This window comes from Salipiger bermudensis HTCC2601, assembly GCF_000153725.1.
Classification (GTDB): Bacteria; Pseudomonadota; Alphaproteobacteria; order Rhodobacterales; family Rhodobacteraceae; genus Salipiger; species Salipiger bermudensis.
The window spans coordinates 143959-161452 of sequence record NZ_DS022276.1 but is presented as its reverse complement, the minus strand read 5'-3'; the positions used below and the strand labels follow the sequence as shown (position 1 = coordinate 161452).

15 protein-coding genes and 1 pseudogene are annotated in these 17494 nt (G+C 67.7%); 3 read left to right on the top strand and 13 right to left on the bottom strand.

What is annotated here, in order from left to right; all coding sequences use genetic code 11:
• Window positions 1-3 precede the first annotated feature (3 nt).
• Both R2601_RS00705 and R2601_RS00700 read right to left on the bottom strand, forming a co-directional pair.
• Window positions 4-1441 (bottom strand): annotated as a pseudogene (locus R2601_RS00705) (UdgX family uracil-DNA binding protein).
• The gene (locus R2601_RS00700; protein ID WP_007792062.1) at window positions 1441-2673 is read right to left on the bottom strand and encodes a putative DNA modification/repair radical SAM protein; all 1233 of its coding nucleotides are present in this window, start codon (window positions 2671-2673) and stop codon (window positions 1441-1443) included. The pseudogene R2601_RS00705 and the gene R2601_RS00700 overlap by 1 nt, the downstream one beginning before the upstream one ends.
• A 95-nt stretch (window positions 2674-2768) precedes the next feature.
• On the opposite strand from R2601_RS00700, the gene R2601_RS00695 reads away from it, so the two are divergent.
• Window positions 2769-3503 (top strand): glutamine amidotransferase, encoded by a 735-nt coding sequence (locus tag R2601_RS00695; RefSeq protein WP_007792060.1) that lies wholly within the window; start codon window positions 2769-2771, stop codon window positions 3501-3503.
• Between the two features lie 80 nt (window positions 3504-3583).
• On the opposite strand, the gene R2601_RS00690 is transcribed toward R2601_RS00695, so the two are convergent.
• The 4 genes from R2601_RS00690 to R2601_RS00675 all read right to left on the bottom strand — a co-directional run bounded on the left by R2601_RS00690 (window position 3584) and on the right by R2601_RS00675 (window position 7454).
• Window positions 3584-5362: an SLC13 family permease gene (locus R2601_RS00690; protein ID WP_007792058.1), complete on the bottom strand. Its 1779-nt coding sequence runs from the start codon at window positions 5360-5362 to the stop codon at window positions 3584-3586.
• A gap of 161 nt (window positions 5363-5523) precedes the next feature.
• Window positions 5524-6336: a TIGR00282 family metallophosphoesterase gene (locus tag R2601_RS00685; protein WP_007792055.1), complete on the bottom strand. Its 813-nt coding sequence runs from the start codon at window positions 6334-6336 to the stop codon at window positions 5524-5526.
• A 79-nt stretch (window positions 6337-6415) separates the two neighbouring features.
• Entirely contained in the window at window positions 6416-7126 is a 711-nt protein-coding gene (locus R2601_RS00680; RefSeq protein WP_007792050.1) for a hypothetical protein, read from the bottom strand.
• 4 nt (window positions 7127-7130) lie between these two features.
• Window positions 7131-7454 carry a 2Fe-2S iron-sulfur cluster-binding protein gene (locus R2601_RS00675; RefSeq protein ID WP_007792048.1) on the bottom strand — a complete coding sequence of 108 codons (324 nt, stop codon included), beginning with the start codon at window positions 7452-7454 and terminating at the stop codon, window positions 7131-7133.
• A gap of 224 nt (window positions 7455-7678) precedes the next feature.
• Here R2601_RS00675 and R2601_RS00670 point away from each other — a divergent pair, with 224 nt between their 5' ends.
• Window positions 7679-8212 (top strand): peptidoglycan-binding domain-containing protein, encoded by a 534-nt coding sequence (locus R2601_RS00670; protein ID WP_007792046.1) that lies wholly within the window; start codon window positions 7679-7681, stop codon window positions 8210-8212.
• Between the two features lie 12 nt (window positions 8213-8224).
• On the opposite strand, the gene R2601_RS00665 is transcribed toward R2601_RS00670, so the two are convergent.
• Window positions 8225-8596 (bottom strand): VOC family protein, encoded by a 372-nt coding sequence (locus R2601_RS00665; protein ID WP_007792044.1) that lies wholly within the window; start codon window positions 8594-8596, stop codon window positions 8225-8227.
• Window positions 8597-8707: 111 nt separating this feature from the next.
• Window positions 8708-10183: a DegQ family serine endoprotease gene (locus tag R2601_RS00660; protein ID WP_040544989.1), complete on the bottom strand. Its 1476-nt coding sequence runs from the start codon at window positions 10181-10183 to the stop codon at window positions 8708-8710.
• A 259-nt stretch (window positions 10184-10442) separates the two neighbouring features.
• On the opposite strand from R2601_RS00660, the gene R2601_RS00655 reads away from it, so the two are divergent.
• Window positions 10443-11945, top strand: a complete 1503-nt coding sequence (locus tag R2601_RS00655) for a globin-coupled sensor protein (RefSeq protein ID WP_007792038.1) — start codon at window positions 10443-10445, stop codon at window positions 11943-11945.
• 190 nt (window positions 11946-12135) lie between these two features.
• Here the strand turns inward: R2601_RS00655 and R2601_RS00650 are convergent, their stop codons facing one another.
• From R2601_RS00650 to rpiA, 5 genes are all read right to left on the bottom strand, one after another.
• Complete coding sequence (locus R2601_RS00650) at window positions 12136-12327, bottom strand: DUF2065 domain-containing protein (protein ID WP_007792035.1); 192 nt, start codon at window positions 12325-12327, stop codon at window positions 12136-12138.
• Entirely contained in the window at window positions 12324-13382 is a 1059-nt protein-coding gene (gene hflC, locus R2601_RS00645) for a protease modulator HflC (protein ID WP_007792031.1), read from the bottom strand. The genes R2601_RS00650 and hflC overlap by 4 nt, the downstream gene beginning before the upstream one ends.
• Before the next feature lies 1 nt (window position 13383).
• Window positions 13384-14538, bottom strand: a complete 1155-nt coding sequence (gene hflK / locus R2601_RS00640; protein ID WP_007792029.1) for an FtsH protease activity modulator HflK — start codon at window positions 14536-14538, stop codon at window positions 13384-13386.
• A 72-nt stretch (window positions 14539-14610) separates the two neighbouring features.
• Window positions 14611-16068 carry an FAD-dependent oxidoreductase gene (locus tag R2601_RS00635; RefSeq protein WP_007792027.1) on the bottom strand — a complete coding sequence of 486 codons (1458 nt, stop codon included), beginning with the start codon at window positions 16066-16068 and terminating at the stop codon, window positions 14611-14613.
• A gap of 386 nt (window positions 16069-16454) precedes the next feature.
• On the bottom strand, window positions 16455-17237 hold the full coding sequence (rpiA, locus tag R2601_RS00630) for a ribose-5-phosphate isomerase RpiA (RefSeq protein WP_007792026.1): 783 nt from the start codon (window positions 17235-17237) through the stop codon (window positions 16455-16457).
• Between the last annotated feature and the right edge of the window lie 257 nt (window positions 17238-17494).

The window sequence follows — 17494 nt, the reverse complement described above, 5'->3', positions numbered from 1 at the left end:
GTATCAGCCGGCGGCCTCCCCCTGCGCCACCAGCGCGGCGGCGTGGCGCAGATCCGCCTCGAAGGCCGCCTCGGCGGCGCCGCGCGCGCCCTCGGGAAGACGCAGGAGATAGGACGGGTGCCATGTCACCATCACCGGCGTGCCGTCGGGCGCCTGCTCGAGCGTGCCGCGCCTTGTGCCGATGCGGCGGCCATCGCCGGTCAGGCTCTCCGCCGCGCTCGCCCCCATCGCCACGATGAGCTTCGGGCGCACCAGCTGGCGCTCCATGTCGAGCCACCACCGGCAATGGGCGATCTCGCCCGAGTTCGGAGACTGGTGCAGCCGCCGCTTGCCGCGCGGCGCGAACTTGAAATGCTTCACCGCGTTGGTGACATAGGCCCGGTCGCGCGCCAGCCCGGCGCGCTCGGCCACCGCGTCGAAAAGCTGCCCCGCGGGCCCGACGAAGGGCCGCCCCGCCAGATCCTCCTGATCGCCGGGCTGCTCGCCCACGATCATCAGCGCCGCATCGAGCGGGCCCTCGCCCGCCACCGGCTGGGTCGCGTTTTGCCAGAGCGGGCAGCGCCGGCAGCCCGCCAGCCCGGTCAGAAGCGCCTCGCGATCGCCAACCGGCGCGGGCGCCTCGGGGGCGCGCAGCCGCTCGGTGATGCGCTCGGCCCGGATCGGCGGCAGGCTCGGGGCCGCGTCGGCCATGGCCTGCGCTCGCGACTGGGCCTCGGCGATCAGTTCGGGAATCAGCGGCGCCTCTGGCAGGTTGCGCCAGTATTTCTTCGGCATCTCCGCCTGCATCGCGCTGACCTTGAGTCGTGCGGGATTGAAGATGTTGCGGAAGTAGGTGCGCCAGAGCTCCTCTGCGGCGTCGTCGGGCAGCTCGGGCCGCGCCTCGGGCGGGGCGAAGCGAATCTCGAACCCGTCGAAATGCGCCGTCAGATCGGGCGTGAAGATCGACCAGTCCATATCCCCGAAGCGCTTGGCAAGATGGCGCGGCGAGCTCGAGGATGTAGTGCGACGGCTCGAACCACGCGGCAAAGCGCCGGCGCGTGGCGGCAGGATCGCCGATCTCGCGGAAGCGCACGAAGGCGGTCATCTTGTGGCGGTCGCGGCTGACCTCCTTCGCCATCCGCCGCAGCCGGTCGATCCGCGGATCGCCGCGATCCTCGAGCAGGCGGCGGTCGTGGCCCAGCGCCCAGAGCAGCGCGTAGAGCCGGGCAAAGCGTTCGGGATCGCGATGCCAGACCACCAGCCGTGCGAGATCGACGAAGCCCTTGGGCACGGTCACCGCGCCGCCCCGCACCGGCGGCAGCGCCTTGGCGAAAAGGTCTGCCTCGGCGGCGCCCCGGTTCCAGAGCACCTCCTCGGGCGGCACGCCCGCCCCCAGAAGCGCCCGCGCCTCGTCGCGCCAGGCCTCGAAAGTGCCGATCTCCGGCAGCACGACCCGGCGCATCAGAGCAGCTGCAGCTGCTCGGGCGGCGGCGCGAAACGCGCCCGCAGGTCGGCGGCATCCAGCCCCCGCGGCCGCCAGTCGAGCGCCGTCAGGAAGGGCCGCGCCTGCTTGAGGTTGACCCCCATGCGGCGCAGGTCCTCGTAGCGCAGCGCGCGGTGACGGCGGGTGGCGAGGATGCGCCCGACGCTCTTGGTGCCGACGCCTGGAATGCGCAGCAGCAGCTCGCGCTCGGCGCGGTTCACGTCGATCGGGAAGCGATGGCGATTGGCCAACGCCCAAGCGAGCTTGGGGTCGATCTCGAGATCGAGATTGCCGCCCTTGGTGGCCGACGCGATCTCGCCCAGCTCGAAGCCGTAGAAGCGCAGCAGCCAGTCGGCCTGGTAGAGCCGGTGCTCGCGCATGAGCGGCGGCTTGATCAGCGGAAGCGCCGCCGAGCTGTCGGGGATCGGCGAGAAGGCCGAGTAATAGACCCGCTTCAGCCGGTAGCTGGAATAAAGTCGCGTCGAGGTGCCGAGAATGGTGGTGTCATCCGCCCCGTCGGCGCCCACGATCATCTGCGTCGACTGCCCGGCGGGGGCAAAGCGCGGCGGGCGCTTGCCGGTGAAGCTGCGCTCCTTGCGGGCCTCGCGCGACAGCCGCACATCGGCCATCGCCTTGCGGATCTGCGCCGGGTCCTTCTCGGGGGCGTAGGATTTCACCGCCCCGTCGGTCGGCAGCTCGATATTGATCGACAGCCGGTCGGCAAAGAGCCCCGCCTCCTCGATCAGCTCGGGCGTGGCGTCGGGAATGGTCTTGAGGTGGATATAGCCGCGAAAGCCGTGCTCCTGCCGCAGGGTGCGGGCGATGCGCACCATGTCGGTCATGGTCTCGTCGGGGCTGCGGATGATGCCCGAGGAGAGGAACAAACCCTCGATATAGTTGCGGCGATAGAACTCCAGCGTCAGCGTCACCACCTCCTCCGGCGAGAAGCGGGCGCGCTGGACGTTGCTGCTCACCCGGTTCACGCAATAGGCGCAGTCGTAGATGCAGAAATTGGTCATCAGGATCTTGAGCAGGCTGATGCAGCGCCCGTCGGGCGTGTAGGCGTGGCAGATCCCGGAGCCGGTAACCGAGCCCAGCCCCTTGCCATCGCGCGAGTCGCGCTTCTGCCCCCCGCTCGAGGCGCAGGAGGCATCGTATTTTGCCGCGTCGGAAAGAATCGCGAGCTTCTGATCGAGAGTGAGTCGTGCCATGTGTTCATGATATGTTCTTGATGGTGCGGCAATCAAGCGGGGCGCGATCACATCTGCGCTTTGCGGATCGGTCGTGGCGGGCTAAAGCCTTGCGCATGAGCCGTTTCCTGATCCTGCAGCTGCGCCCCGAGGCCGAGGCCAGCGACGACGAATTTTCCGCCTTCCTCGCCAAGGGCGACCTCTCTCCCGACCGGGTGCACCGCATCCGGCTTGATTGCGAGGACCTCCCCGAGGGGCTCGATCCGCGCGACTATGCCGGGGTGATCGTGGGCGGCGGCCCGGGCTGCGTCTCGGACCCGGCGGAGAGCAAATCGGCGGTGGAAGCAAGGATCGAGGCCGCCTGCCTGTCCCTGATGCCGGCGATCACCCGGCATGACGTGCCGTTCATGGGCTGCTGCTACGGCATCGGCATCCTTGCGCATCATCTCGGCGCCGAGGTCGGCAAGGCGCGCTATGGCGAGCCGGTGGGCGCTGTGACCTGCGCCCGCACCGAGGCCGGGGCCACCGATCCGCTGCTCGACGGGCTGCCGGAGCATTTCGATGCCTTCGTGGGCCACAAGGAGGCGGTGCAGCACCTGCCCGAGGGCGCGGTGCATCTGCTGAACTCAGGCCCCTGCCCGTTCCAGATGATCCGCCACGGCGACAACGTCTATGCCACGCAGTTCCATCCGGAAGCTGACGCGGCGGGGTTCGAGACCCGCATCCGCATCTACCGGCACAAGGGCTATTTCGACCCGTCCGAGGCGGATGATCTCATCGCCATGTGCCGGGCCGCCGATGTGACATGGCCCGAGCGGATCCTGCGCAACTTCGTTCAGCGCTACGGCTGAGGTCACACCCCAAAAATCTTAGCTAAGATTTTTGAGGCCAAGATTTTTAGGACTAAAAATCTTGCCCCCCCGCGCCGCGCTCAGAGCGGCCAGATCAGCGGGATGAGCAGCGCTGAAAGTACGCCCACACTGAGGTTCAGCGGCACGCCCACCTTCAGGAAGTCCGAGAAGCGGTAACCGCCCGGGCCATAGACCAGCGTGTTGGTCTGGTAGCCGATGGGGGTGGCAAAGCTGCACGATGCCGCCACCATCACCGCCACCACCAGAGGGCGCGGATCGATGCCCAGCGCCTGCGCCAGCGAGATCGCGATCGGTGTGACGACCACCGCCACGGCGTTGTTGCTCACCGCCTCGGTGAGCACCGAGGTCAGCAGGAACACCGACCAGACCAGCAGCGGCCCGGGCAGCTCCTGCATCCACGGCGCCACCGCCTGCACGATCAGCTCGACCGCGCCAGAGGCCTCAAGCGCCGCGCCGATGGCCAGCATGGCGAAGATCAGCGCAAGCAACCGGCCCTCGATGAAGGAGAAGGCCTCGTCGGCGTCGATGCAGCGCGCCAGCAGCACCACCGCCACCGCGATCACCGTCAGCGACAGGATCGGCGCCACGCCAAGCGCCGCAAGGATCACAATCGCGCCCATCGCGCCAATGGCGATGGGCGCGTGACCGCGGCGGAAGGCGCGGGCCGAGGGGTGCGAGACGTCGACCAGCTCCATCTCGTCGGCGAGACGCTTGATGTCCTCGGGCGCGCCCTCGAGCAGCAGCGTGTCGCCCACGCGCACCACCAGATCGTCGAGCTTGCGGCCGATGTTCTGGTTCCGGCGGTGCACCGCCAGCGGGTAGACGCCGTAGCGCCGGCGCAGGCGCAGCGCGCCGAGCGAGCGGCCGACCATCTTGCAGCCGGGCGAGATCAGCACTTCGACGGTGGTGGTCTCGCGCGCCGAGATCTGGTCGACCCGCTTGAGCTCCTTGTTGCGCTGCAGGCTCAGAAGCTCGGTCATCTGGGTGCGCAGCACCACGCGGTCGCCGACCTCGAGCGTGACGCCCTGCAGGTTGCGGCGCAGCGACTCGTCTCCCCGCACCACGTCGACCAGCCGCACGCCCTCGCGCTTGAAAAGCTGCACCCCCAACACGTCGCGGCCAATCAGGTTGCTGTCGGGCGGGATCACCGCTTCGGTGAAGAACTTCATCCGCGACCGGTCCGACAGCATGCCCGCCATCGAGTGCCGTTCTGGCAGCAGGAAGCGGCCAGCGACGACAAGGTAGAGCATTCCCCAGGCCACGAGGATGACGGCCAGCGGCGTGACCTCGAAGATGGTGAACGGCTCGAGCCCATTGGTGCGGGCAACACCGTCGACCAGCAGGTTGGTCGAGGTGCCGATCAGCGTCGTGGTGCCGCCGAGGATGGCGGCATAGCTGAGCGGGATCAGAAGCTTGGAGGGCTGAACTCCAAGCTGGTGCGAGATCTGCACGAAGATCGGCAGCATCATCACCACCACCGGCGTGTTGTTCATGAAGGCCGACGCCAAGATCACCACAACCATGATCACCGCGATGGCCCGGCGGGGATGCTTGGCGACCTCGCCCTGCGCATAGGAGGCAAAGGCATCGAGCGCGCCGGTGCGCACCATGGCTCCCATGACGATGAACATCGCGGCAATGGTCCATGGCGCCGGGTTGGACAACACCGTGAGCGCCGCATCATAGGGCAGAACCCCCAGCAGCAGCAGCACGCCGACACCCCCGATGGCCACGACCTCGGTGGGATAGCGTTCCTGGACGAAGAGCACGAACATGCCCACCACCGTGGCAATGGTGATGTAAGCCTGCGCCGCCTGGCTCAAGTCGAAAAATTCCATTCGGGAAATCTGCCTCTGCTCAACCCGGCACATACTGACAAAGCGCGGTGAAACTTCAAGCGCAACGGCGAGCGCCCCTGACGGCGACACAGGCCCTGTATCGCCGCGGTATGGTTATAATCAGATTTGCGGCGCGGAATGACGCCGACGCCGGTCCACGCTCACGGCCCGATCTCCTCGAGCCGCCCGCCCTGACGCACCATCTTGACGCGCTCGGCCTTGCCGGTGCGGTCGTCGGTCTCGACATAGAAACCGCAGAGCGTCGCCTCATCCAGCGCCGGCTGGAAGCGGGTCTTGCCCATGCCGGTGACAAAGCGGCGCATCGGCTCGACCTTGTCCATGCCGATGACCGAGTCGTAGTCGCCGCACATGCCCGCATCGGTGAGATAGCCGGTGCCCTTGGGCAGCACCTGCGCATCACCGGTGGGCACGTGGGTGTGGGTCCCCACGACCATGCTGGCGCGTCCGTCGCAGAAATGGCCCATCGCCATCTTCTCCGAGGTCGCCTCGCAATGCACATCGACAAGCACCGCCTGCGCCTGCCCGCCCAGCGGGTGCTTGCGCAGCACCGCGTCCATCGCCGAGAACGGGTCATCAAAGGGGCGCTTCATGAACACCTGCCCCAGCACCTGCGTCACAAGCACCTTGCGGCCGCGGCGGTCGGCGAAGAGCCCGGCCCCGCGCCCCGGCGCCTGCTTGGCGAAGTTCAGCGGCCGGATGATGCGCGGCTCGCTCTCGATGAAGGTCAGCATGTCCTTCTGGTCGAAGGCATGGTCGCCAAGCGTCACCACGTCGGCGCCGGCCTCGAGGATGCCCTTGGCGTGCTCGGCGGTCAGCCCCATGCCGTTCGAGGCATTCTCGCCATTGACCACGACGAAATCGAGCTTCCACGCCTCGCGGAGCTTGGGCAGTCTTTCCGCGATGGCGGCCCGTCCGGCCCGGCCCATCACGTCACCAAGAAATAGCAGTCTCATGGACGCATCCCTAAGCGCGCGCGGCGCGAAAGCAAAGAGATCTTTGACGGCATGGCGCTCCGGGCGCGCTCTCGCTGCATCACCGGCAGGCCAGCGCCTGCGCCATGGCGGCCTCGCTGTAAGGCCCAAGCGCCTCGCGGGTGATCCCGCCCGCACGCAGCCGCGCCACGATGACGCGGCCCCAGTCGCCGCTTGCCAGCACCATCTCGGGGCCGTCACCGCAGTCGCGGAGGCCTCCTGCGATATGGTCCCAGCCGATGCGGTGGTTGGTAAGATCCTCGGCCGAGGCGACCTCGCGGAGCTCTTGCGCGCCCGGCACGACGCGCCAGATGCGCAGCCGCTTGGCAAGGTGAGGGCGGTCGACATAGGCCAGCTCGACCTGCCCGTCGCCATCAAGATCCGCCGCGCCCACCGGCGCCAGCCAGCGGTTGCGCTGGCCGATGAAGGGCGTGGCGGCGAAAAGACCGTCGGCGGTGTAGAGCGCCAGACGGGCGCCGCGCTGGAGATCGCTCTCGACCACCATCGCGGCGCGGAGCGCGCCCAGATCGACAAGCCGCGGGGCCAGATCCTCGAACACCCGGGTCTGAGGCAGGCGGATCAGCAGATCGGGCGCGCCAGCGCGACTCAGCCGCAGCGCGCCCCATTCCACTGCATCGCCCAGCACGCCGTGATCGTAGCGCGTGGTGGGCTCGGCATAGCTGGCGCCGGTCAGCGCCTGCGCCACTGCCCCGCCGGGCGCAGATCCCAGCATCGCCCAGAGGACGAGGCGGGACAGCAGCCGGCGCGGCATGGGATCAGATCTGCTTTTCGGGCATCTGCACGACGAGCCCGTCGAGCGCGTCGGAGACCTTGAGCTGGCAGGTCAGACGCGAGCGCGCCGGATCGGGCTCGTAGGCGAAATCGAGCATGTCTTCTTCCATGTCGTCGCGCGCGGGCAGCTTCTCGACCCAGTCGGGATGCACGTAGACATGGCAGGTGGAACAGGCGCAGGCGCCACCGCAATCGGCATCGATGCCGGGGATGTTGTTGTCGCGGGCGCCTTCCATCACGGTCATGCCGGAGGCAACATCCACGACATGCTCGGTGCCGTTGTGCTCGATATAGGTAATCTTGGCCATGGCCGGGTCGTCTCCATCGTCTCGAATTCGCCCCCCTTTCCTAGTCATCGCGTGCCGCCTGCGCCAGCCCCTTCGCCACGCCGCCCGGTCAATCCGTGGTCGCACACGGGGGCAACTGCTCAAAACCTCGCCACCCGATAGGCAGAGCCTCGGAGCTTTCCAGCCTAGAAGGAAGCCGCTACTCTGCGCCTCAAAACACCGCCCGACACGAAGGCCCCGAGCAGATGACCCGCATTTCCGCCCTGATCGCCGCGCTGGCGCTCGTCCTTGCCGCCTGTGATGCCCCGGAGCCCGCCAGCACCGTCTGGCCCGGCGAGGCGCCGCCAGAGCCCGAGCGCATGTCCGACGGCACCTGCCAGGCCCGCGAGGTCGTGCCGGCGATCTACGAGGAGGTCATGGGCGAGGTGCAGGTGGTGCAGGCCGAGATCGCCGAGGACGGCACGGTGATCCGCCCGCCGATCTATCGCCGTCAGCCGGTGCCTCGCGTGGTCAGTCCGCGCGGAGAGCTGCGCTTCGAAGTGCCCTGCCCCGAGCTGGTGACGCCCGAGCTGGTGGCCTCGCTGCAGCGCGCGCTGGCGGCGCGCGACTACTACGCCGGGCCGGTAACGAGCCAGATGGACCGTGCCACCGTCGCGGCGATCCGCAAATACCAGACCGAGCGCGGCCTCGAGAGCAGCCAGCTCTCGGTCGAGACCGCGCGCACGCTGGGGCTCATCGCGGCACCGCTGGCCGAGATCGAGGAGCTCGGCGACTTCTGAGCCGGCGCTGTCCTAGCCGGCGGTCCTGCGCAGGGCTCGGCTCGAGATCTGCACCGGATTGCCGGAGGGGTCCTTCGCGTTGCTGAAGACGTATCCGTCGGCCTGATGGATCGGGCCGAAGACCAGCCCCTTGCGCTCTGCCTCGGCGCGGAACGTGGCCACATCCTTCACGTCGAAGACCAGCTTCACCAGCGACTGCCCGGCCCGCTGCCCCTTGGCGGCCGGGTGCAGGAGCAACGCAAGGCCGCCCTCGGGCGGCCGCAGCTCGACGATCCGGTCGCCAGGCGCGTGCCGCGCCTCGTAGCCGAAGAACCGGCTGTAGAAGGCGATCATCTCGTCGAGCTTACGCGTGTAGAGAACGAGGCGCCCCAGCAGTGCCGTCATGTTCGCGTCTCCCTGCCCGGGCCACCGCAGGCCGTGCCGTCACCCGCCCCGGGACATGAAAAAGGGCGGATCCGAAGACCCGCCCTTTCGTCTGTTGATATGCCGGCCGGCTCACTCGCTCGCGTCGAGCGACAGCGCCACGAAGCGCGGATCGCCACCGCGGCGGACCAGAAGAAGGATCGACTTGCGACCGGCCTCCTTGGCCTCCTCGATCTTGGTCTCGAGCTCGGAGATGCTCAGCACTTCGGCCTGGCCGGCCTCGGTGATGATGTCGCCGGCGCGCAGGCCCTTCTCGAAGGCTTCCGAGGTCTCGTCCACGCCGGTGACCGCGAGGCCGGTGGCGCTAGACTGCAGACCCATCTCGTCGCGCAGCTCCTGGGTCAGCGGGCTGAGGGTCAGGCCCATCAGCTCGGATTCCGCCGGCTCTTCCGGGGTCATTTCCTGGCTCGCCGGATAGGTGCGCTCGGCTTCCTCGCGACGGCCCAGCGTAACCTTGAGGGTCTCGGTGTTGCCGTTGCGGTTGACCACGACGCGGACCGACTTGCCCACCTCGGTGTTGCCGACGATGCGCACGAGCTGGCGGGTGTCCTGCACCTCGCGGCCGTCGAAGCTGACGATCACGTCACCGGCCTGCATGCCGGCTTCCATCGCCGGGCCTTCGGGCACGTCGGAGACCATTGCGCCCTCGGTCGAGGCAAGGCCAAGCGCCTCGGCCATGTCCTCGGTCACGTCCTGGATGCGCACGCCGAGCCAGCCACGGCGGGTCTCGCCGAACTCCTTGAGCTGGTCGACCACCTTGGTCACCACGTTCGACGCCATCGAGAAGCCGATCCCGATCGAGCCGCCATTGGGCGACAGGATCGCGGTGTTCACGCCGATCACCTGCCCGTCCATGTTGAACAGCGGGCCGCCGGAGTTGCCGCGGTTGATGGCGGCGTCGGTCTGGATGTAGTCGTCATAGGTGCCCGAGAGCGCCCGGTTGCGCGCCGAGACGATGCCGGCAGAAACCGAGAAACCCTGCCCCAGCGGGTTGCCCATCGCCATCACCCAATCGCCCACGCGGGCGTTGTCGCTGTTGCCGAAGGACACGAACTTGAGCGCCTCGTCGGCCTCGACCTTGAGCAGCGCGATGTCGGTATTGGGATCGGTGCCGACCAGCTCCGCCGGGAGCGTGAAGCCCTCGAAGAACTCGATCTCGATCTCGTCCGCGCCCTCGATGACGTGGTTGTTGGTGACGATATAGCCGTCTTCCGAGATGACGAATCCGGACCCCAGAGCCGAAGAGCGGCGCGGGCGGTCGCCCGGGCCGCCGTTGCGGTCCTGGAACTCACGGAAGAAATCCTCGAAGGGCGAGCCTTCGGGAACGATGCCCTGCGGGCCGGTGCGCCCGGCCACGGTGGTCGAGGTGGTGATGTTCACCACCGCGGGGCTGATGCGCTCGGCAAGCTTGGCAAAGCTCTCCGGCGCGTTCTGGGCCGATGCCATCAGCGTCTGGGACACGATCAGGAACATCGACACCGCGGCCAGCCAGAACAGCCGAAGCGGGCTGGCTGCATCGCGTGTCACTGCAAGTGCTTGCGGATTCACCTGGTTCACCTGGAACTCCTTTTCTGCGGCAGCGGCCCGCGCAAAGCCCCGCGCGGCTGCCCTGCCTCCTCACGATGAGGCTAACATAGGAGCGTTCCGGCGCCACCAAAGAAAAGGTTGCAGGGCTTCAAGCGCATGTGAAAACCTGGTGATGGCGCGAGATGGTCAGGGCTTCACTCGCGACGGTTCCGGCGCCGTTCAGAAATTGGAAAGACTTGGCGCCTATATCGACGTGCACCGAAACAGCGGATGGCGCCCCATGTCGCAGGAAAAACTTGACCAATTCGGCCTGACCGATGGCGATCTGGAGCTTTTGAAAGCCGCCGGTCGCGTGCTCCGACCCGAGCTGGGAAAGGTGCTCGAGGGGTTCTATGCCCGGGCGCTGGCCGATCACGGCTCGGCCGCCTTCTTCACCAGCGACGATCGGGTCGACCATGCCCGCGCCGCGCAGGAGGCCCATTGGAGCCGCCTGCTCGAGGCGCGGTTCGACGCCGACTATTTCGCCTCGCTCGACCGGATCGGGCGCACCCATGCGCGCATCGAACTGCCGCTCGATCTCTACATGTCAGCCTATTCCGCCGCCACCTCGGACCTGCTGGAACGCTTCCTCGCCAAGTCCGCGTGGCAGCTGATCGGCCCGCGCGCAGCCCGCACCCGTCGCATGTGCGGCGTGCTCAACCGGGCCTTCGCGCTCGATATCGAGCAGGTCACCTCGATCACCTTCCGGATCTGGGGAGAGGAGCAGAAGGTCGCGCTCGACCACCTTGCCTGCGGCATCCGTGAAATGGCGCAGGGCAACCTCTCGCACGCGGTCCCGGGGCCGGATGACAGCGACTTCCCGTCGAAATACGACGACATGCGCCGCGCCCTGAACGAGGCGGCGCGCACGCTGGAGGGGCTGATCGCCGGCATCGGCCAGTCGATGAACGCCCTGCAGGGCATCACCTCGACTCTGGCCACTTCCGCCGAGGATCTCTCGCGCCGCACCAGCAGCCAGGCCGCCTCGCTGGAACAGACCACCGCGGCGATGCAGATGATCAGCGACAGCGTGCGCGAGACCAGCGGCAAGACCAAGGAGACCGCGGACTTCTTCGACCGCGCCCAGAAGGAGATGCGCGACAGCTCGCGTGTCGCGGGCGATGCCGCCGACATGATGGGCCGGATCAAGGCCGAGTCCGAGAAGATCGCCCAGATCATCGGCCTGATCGACGACATCGCCTTCCAGACCAACCTGCTTGCGCTCAACGCCGGGGTCGAGGCGGCGCGCGCCGGCGAAGCGGGGCGCGGTTTCGCGGTGGTGGCCGGCGAGGTGCGCAGCCTTGCGGCGAACTCCTCGGAAGCGGCGCACGAGATCCGCATGCTGATCCAGTCGAGCGCCGAGCAGGTCAACGACGGCTCGGTTCTGGTCGAGAACGCCCGCCGCTCCATCGTGCAGGTGGTCGACAGTTTCGACGAGATCAGCCGCATCGTGAGCGATATTTCCGACGCCACCAACGACCAGTCGATGGGCCTCGACGAGATCAGCCAGAGCATCGTCGATCTCGATCGCATCACCCAGAGCAATGCCTCGATGGTCGAGCAGACCTCGGGGGCGATGTCGCGGATCAGCGCCATGTCGCAGGACGTGCAGCACAAGATTTCGGGCTTGGTCTATCGCTCAGACGAAGCCGGTGAAGGCGCAAGCGCCCCGGGCAGCTGGGACCAAGAGCTCGCCGCGGCGGCGCAGGCGCCGGAGGTACAGGACAGCGCCCGCGCCGGCTGAGCCCGCGCCGCGCATGGCATCGGCAGGGACATCGGCACCGCGTTGATCCGGGCACTCAGGCCGTGCGCCGCTTGCAGGGAACCGCGCGCCGAGGCACCGCGCACGGACGCCGGCTTTCGGAGCGTTTCGACGGATCAGAGCGCCTTGAAGACAAAGCCGGCAGGATCGTGGCCGCAGGCGCCTGAGCGCGTCAGCCGCGGAAGATCCAGAGCATCAGCACACCGGTTGCCACCGTCACCAGCCCCAGCCTGCGGCGGGTCTCGATCGGCATCTGGCGCAACGCCTCGAGCATACGCTCGACAAGCGAAGGGGCCAGTGCGTACACCAGCCCCTCGATGATGAGGACCATCGCGATCCCCGTTGCGATGTCGCCCGGTGTCATTGCGACACGGGGGCATCTTCGTCGCTGTCCGCGTCAGACGCAGCGGAGTCGGCGGGCGCCGGCTCCGGGGTCTCGGCGGGCGCCTCCTCGGCCACGGGTGCCGCCTCTTCGACCGCCTCGTCCGTCGGCGCAGCCGCCTGCTCTTCGCCATCAACGGACGGCGCGGGCGCCGCGGCGGGAGCCGCCTGGCCCTGACCGTTGAAATACTCGAAGAACTCCCCCTGCGGCGTCATCACGATCGACGAGTTGCTGCCCTGAATGGCGGTCTCGTAGGCTTGGAGCGACCGGTAGAAGGCAAAGAACTCCTGATCGGCGCCATAGGCCTCAGCGAAGATCGCGTTGCGCTCAGCGTCGGCCTCACCGCGGATCACGTTGGCCTCGCGCTCGGCTTCCGACTGGGTCTCGACCACGGTCCGGTCGGCCAGCGCGCGGACCCGCTGCGCCGCCTCGTTACCGCGGGCGATCTCGTCCGCCGCTTCCCGCTCGCGCTCGGCGCGCATCCGGGCGAAGGTCGCCTCGAGGTTCTGCGACGGCAGGTTGGTCTGCTTGAGCCGCACGTCGACCACATCGAGACCGAGCGAACGCGCCGAAGTACGGGCATTGTCGCGGATGCGGTTGGTCAGCGACCGGCGGTCCTCGGAGAGGATCACGTCGGAGGTCACCTGATCGGCACCGAGCGTCTCGCGGATCTGGGCGTTGAGAATGCCCGAAAGCCGGTCTTCGGCGGTGCGCACACCACCCACGCCGACAGCCTGACGGAACTGCACCACGTCGGCGATGCGGTAGCGCGCGAAGGCATCGACCACGAGGCGGCGGTCATCGGACGGCGTGACCTCGATGGTGTCGGTGTCGAGCGACAGGATGCGGTCGTCGTATTTCACCACTTCCTGAATGAAGGGGATCTTGAAGGCCAGGCCCGGCTCTTCCTTGACCGCCTTGATCTGTCCGAACTGCAGCACCAGTGCCTTTTCGCGCTCGTCGACCACGAAGAGCGAGGACAGGAACACGACGATCGCGACAACGATGACCGGCAGGATGAATGTCGTCTTGCGCATATCAGTTGCCCTCCGACGTCGTGTTGCGGCTGCGGTTCAGCTCGTTGAGCGGCAGGTACGGCACCACGCTGCCCTGCTCGCCGGCGATGGACTCGTCGAGGATGGTCTTGTCGACATCGCCCAGCACGCGCTCCATGGTCTCGAGGTAGAGACGGCGGCGGGTGACCTCGGGGGCCTTGGCGTATTCCTCGCGCACGGCGCTGAAGCGGCTGGCTTCACCGAGCGCTTGGTTGACCACCTGGGCGCGGTAGCCCTCGGACTGCTCGCGGATCTGTGCCGCCTGACCACGGGCCTCGGCAACCACGCGGTTGGCATAGGCATCGGCCTGGCGCTCGAGCCGGTCGCGCTCCTGCTCGGCCGCTTGGACCTCGCGGAAGGCGTCGATCACCTCGCGCGGCGGATCGGCGGTGTCGAGGTTGATACGAACCACGTTGATGCCGCTGTCATACTCGTCGAGCGTCGCCTGGATCTGCTCCATCGCGGTGTCGGCGATGATGCCACGGTCGCGGTTGAGGATCGGCGCGAGGTTCGACGCGGCGATGATCTCGCGCATCACTGCCTCGGAGACCGCCTGCACCGTCAGCTGCGGATCGCGGATGTTGAACAGCAGCTTCGACGGGTCGGAGATGTTCCAGACCACCTGGAACTCGATGTCCACGATGTTGGCATCGGTGGTGAGCATCAGCCCGTCCGCGTCGCGACCGGCACCGATGGTCTCGGTGCGCTCGGAGGTCACGTTGACCACCTCGGCGGTGACGAAGGGCCACGGCGCGAAGTTCAGACCGGGATTGCCGGTCGAGCTGTACTTGCCGAGGAACAGTTCCACCGACTGCTCTTCGGGCTTTACCGTGTAGAAGCTCATGTAGCCCCAGAGACCCAGCGCGACGAGCGCCGCGAGGCCAATGGTGCCCTTGCTGATACCGGGACCGCCGCTGCCGCCACTCGAGCCGCCGCCATTGGCGCCGTTGCCGCCACCGCGGCCACCCATGAGCACGCGCAGACGCTCCTGGCCCTTCTTCATCAGCTCGTCGATCTCGGGAATCTGCGGATCCTCGGGTTTGCGGCCACCGTTGTTGTTGCCGCCTCCGCCACTTGGCGGACGGCTACCGCCCTGATTTCCTCCGCCGCCCCAAGGGCCGCCGCTGTTACCTGCCATGAAGCTGTTTTCCTTCCCCTCTAGGTCCTGTCATCCGTATCCCGCACATACCTGTGCATTTTGCTTTCAAATTCAAGCGCTGCGGGTCGGTTTGCGCATCGTCACGATCTCTTCCGACATGGTCGGGTGCACCGCGACGGTGCGATCGAAATCTTCCTTGGTCGCGCCCATCTTCACCGCGATGCCGGCAAGCTGGATCATCTCGCCCGCATTCGGGGCGACGATATGGCAGCCAAGCACCTTCCGGCTCTCCTGCGAGACCACGAGTTTCATCAGCACCCGGTCGGGCCGGCCGGCAAAGGCGGTCTGCATCGGGCGGAACGAGGTCGAGTAGACCTCGATCGGTTCCTGTTCGCGGGCCTGCTCCTCCGAGAGCCCGACGGTGCCGAATTCCGGCTGGGTGAAGATCGCCGAGGGGATCAGGTCGTGATCCACCGGCGTCGGGTTGCCCTTGAACACGGTCTCGACAAAGGCCATGCCCTCGCGGATCGCCACCGGGGTTAGGTTCACCCGGTCGGTGACGTCGCCGATGGCGTAGATCGAGGGCACCGCGGTCTGGCTGTAGTCGTCGACCTCGATCTCGCCCTTGCGGCCAAGCTTCACGCCGACCTCCTCGAGACCCATCTCGGGGGTGTTGGGGGCGCGACCGGTGGCAAAGAACACCTTGTCGAAAATCCGCGTCTTGCCGTTGGTGGATTTCACCCAGATCGGGCCGTCTGGGTTGGAGTTGTCCTCCTCGACGTAATCCGCCTCCTGCACCGCCGCCCCCATCGGGATGCCGTTGGCGTCGTGGCCGGCGAGGTCCTCCTCGGTGGCGCAGCGCATCGCGACGATGTCGGTGCCGAGGTGCAGATCGATGCCGCGCTCGTTCATCGCGTCGGAGATCAGGCCGCGGGCCTCCTCGTCAAAGCCGCGCAACACCTGCGCGCCGCGGTAGTATTGCGTCACCTCGACGCCGAGACCGTGCAGGATGCAGGCGAACTCGCAGGCGATGTAGCCGCCGCCGACGATGAGGATGCGCTTGGGCAACTCTTCCATGTGGAAGATGTCGTCGCTGACGAGGCCGAGATCGGCGTTGGGCACCTCGGGGCGCACCGGGCGGCCGCCGGTGGCGACGAGAATATGCTTGGCGGTGAAGGTCTCGCCAGTGGAGAGCGCCACGGTGTGCGCGTCCTTGATCGTGGCACGGGCGTCGAAGCTGTCGACGCCGGAGTTCTTCAGCAGCGAGCGATAGACGCCCTCGAGCCGGTCGAGCTCGGTGTTGAGGCGGGCGCGGAAGCTCGGCCAGTCGAACGGGCCCTCCTGCAGGCGCCAGCCGTAATTGGCGGCATCCTCGACCACCTCGGCGTATTCGCTGGCGAAGACCATCAGCTTCTTGGGCACGCAGCCACGGATCACGCAGGTGCCGCCGTAGCGGTCCTCCTCGGCCAGCGCCACCTTGGCGCCTGCTTCTCCGGCGGCGACGCGCGCGGCGCGCACCCCGCCCGAACCGCCACCGATGACGAAGAGATCATAGTCGAAGTCGGCCATCAGGGGTCTCCTTGAATTGAGTTCGCAACGGTATCTCACAGCGCTTTCGCGAAGGCCAGACGGGCACGGGCATTTGAAGGGGCCGTGCCTCGCCCTGCCCGGTTGCGCGACGCCTGCGGCGTGGACGGCGGCCTGCATGGTGGCGACGGACGCCGATACCGGCGCCCCTGACGCCAGCGAGGCTTGACAGATGCGAGGGGGCGGACGGCCGAACGTCACCAGCGACCAGAGGCGATCACGTCGCCGGTGGCTCGCTCCGGGCGGATCGGCGTGGCGGGTGGCGCACTGGCGCGGCGCGGCCCGGCGCAAAGCGCGGGCCCGCTGCCTTCGGTGTCGTCGATGGGCTGCGCTTCGGGGCAGCACGCGCCGCCCCGAAGCGAAAGGGATCAGATGTCGCGGAAGAGGTTGTCGTCCTCGACAAACTCGACGCGCTCTTCCGAGACGGTACCGGCATTGATGTCGCGGGTTTCGACCCGGCCGTCCCCGTAGCCGATGATCACACGGTCGCAGATGTCGATGAACAGGCCGTTCTCGACCACGCCGGGGATCTGGTTGACCAGCATCGCCAGCTGCCGGGCATTGCCGATGCGCGACAGGTGCAGGTCGAGAATGTAGTTGCCCTCGTCGGTGATGTAGGGGCGCTCACCGTTCATCCGCAGCGTGGTCTTGCGGCCCAGCACGTCCATGGTCACCAGCGCCTCTTCGAGCAGCGCCTGGCTCGCGGTCCAGCCGAACGGGATGACCTCGACCGGCAGCGGGAAAGCGCCAAGGGTTTCCACGTGCTTTGCGGCATCGGCGATGACGATCATCTCGTCCGAGGCGGTGGCGACGATCTTTTCCTGCAGCAGCGCGCCGCCGCCGCCCTTGATCAGGTTGAGTTCGCTGTCGAACTCGTCGGCGCCGTCGATGGTCAGGTCGAGCCAGCCGGCCTCGTCGAGCGAGATCACCTCGATACCCACCTCGCGGGCGAGCTCGGCGGTGCGGGTCGAGGTCGGCACGCCGCGGAAGCGCAGCCCCTCCTCGCGCACCTTCTCGCCGAGGCAGCGCACCAGCCAGGCGGCAGTGGAGCCGGTGCCGAGCCCGACGCGCATGCCGCTCTGAACGAATTCCGCGGCACGTTTGGCCGCCACGAACTTGGCCTTGTCGATGGGCGAAAGCTCTCCGCTCATGGTGATCTCCCAGAATCCTCGTGTGTCGCGGCCTTATAGGCACGGCACAGCGGGCTGGCGACAGGAGATTCGGGGACAAGCGCGGTTTTTCAAGCGGAGCGCGGGCCCCGATGCGCCGCGTCAAACTCGGCGGAGCGGCGTGCCGCCGCACAGGTCGCCTCTCCCGTCGCCATCGGGCGCCGGGCTCGGGCCGGTGGCAGGCGGGACGCGTTTGCCGGTTGGCGGCGCTCATGGGACCGGCCGGCCTGCCTCCGGCG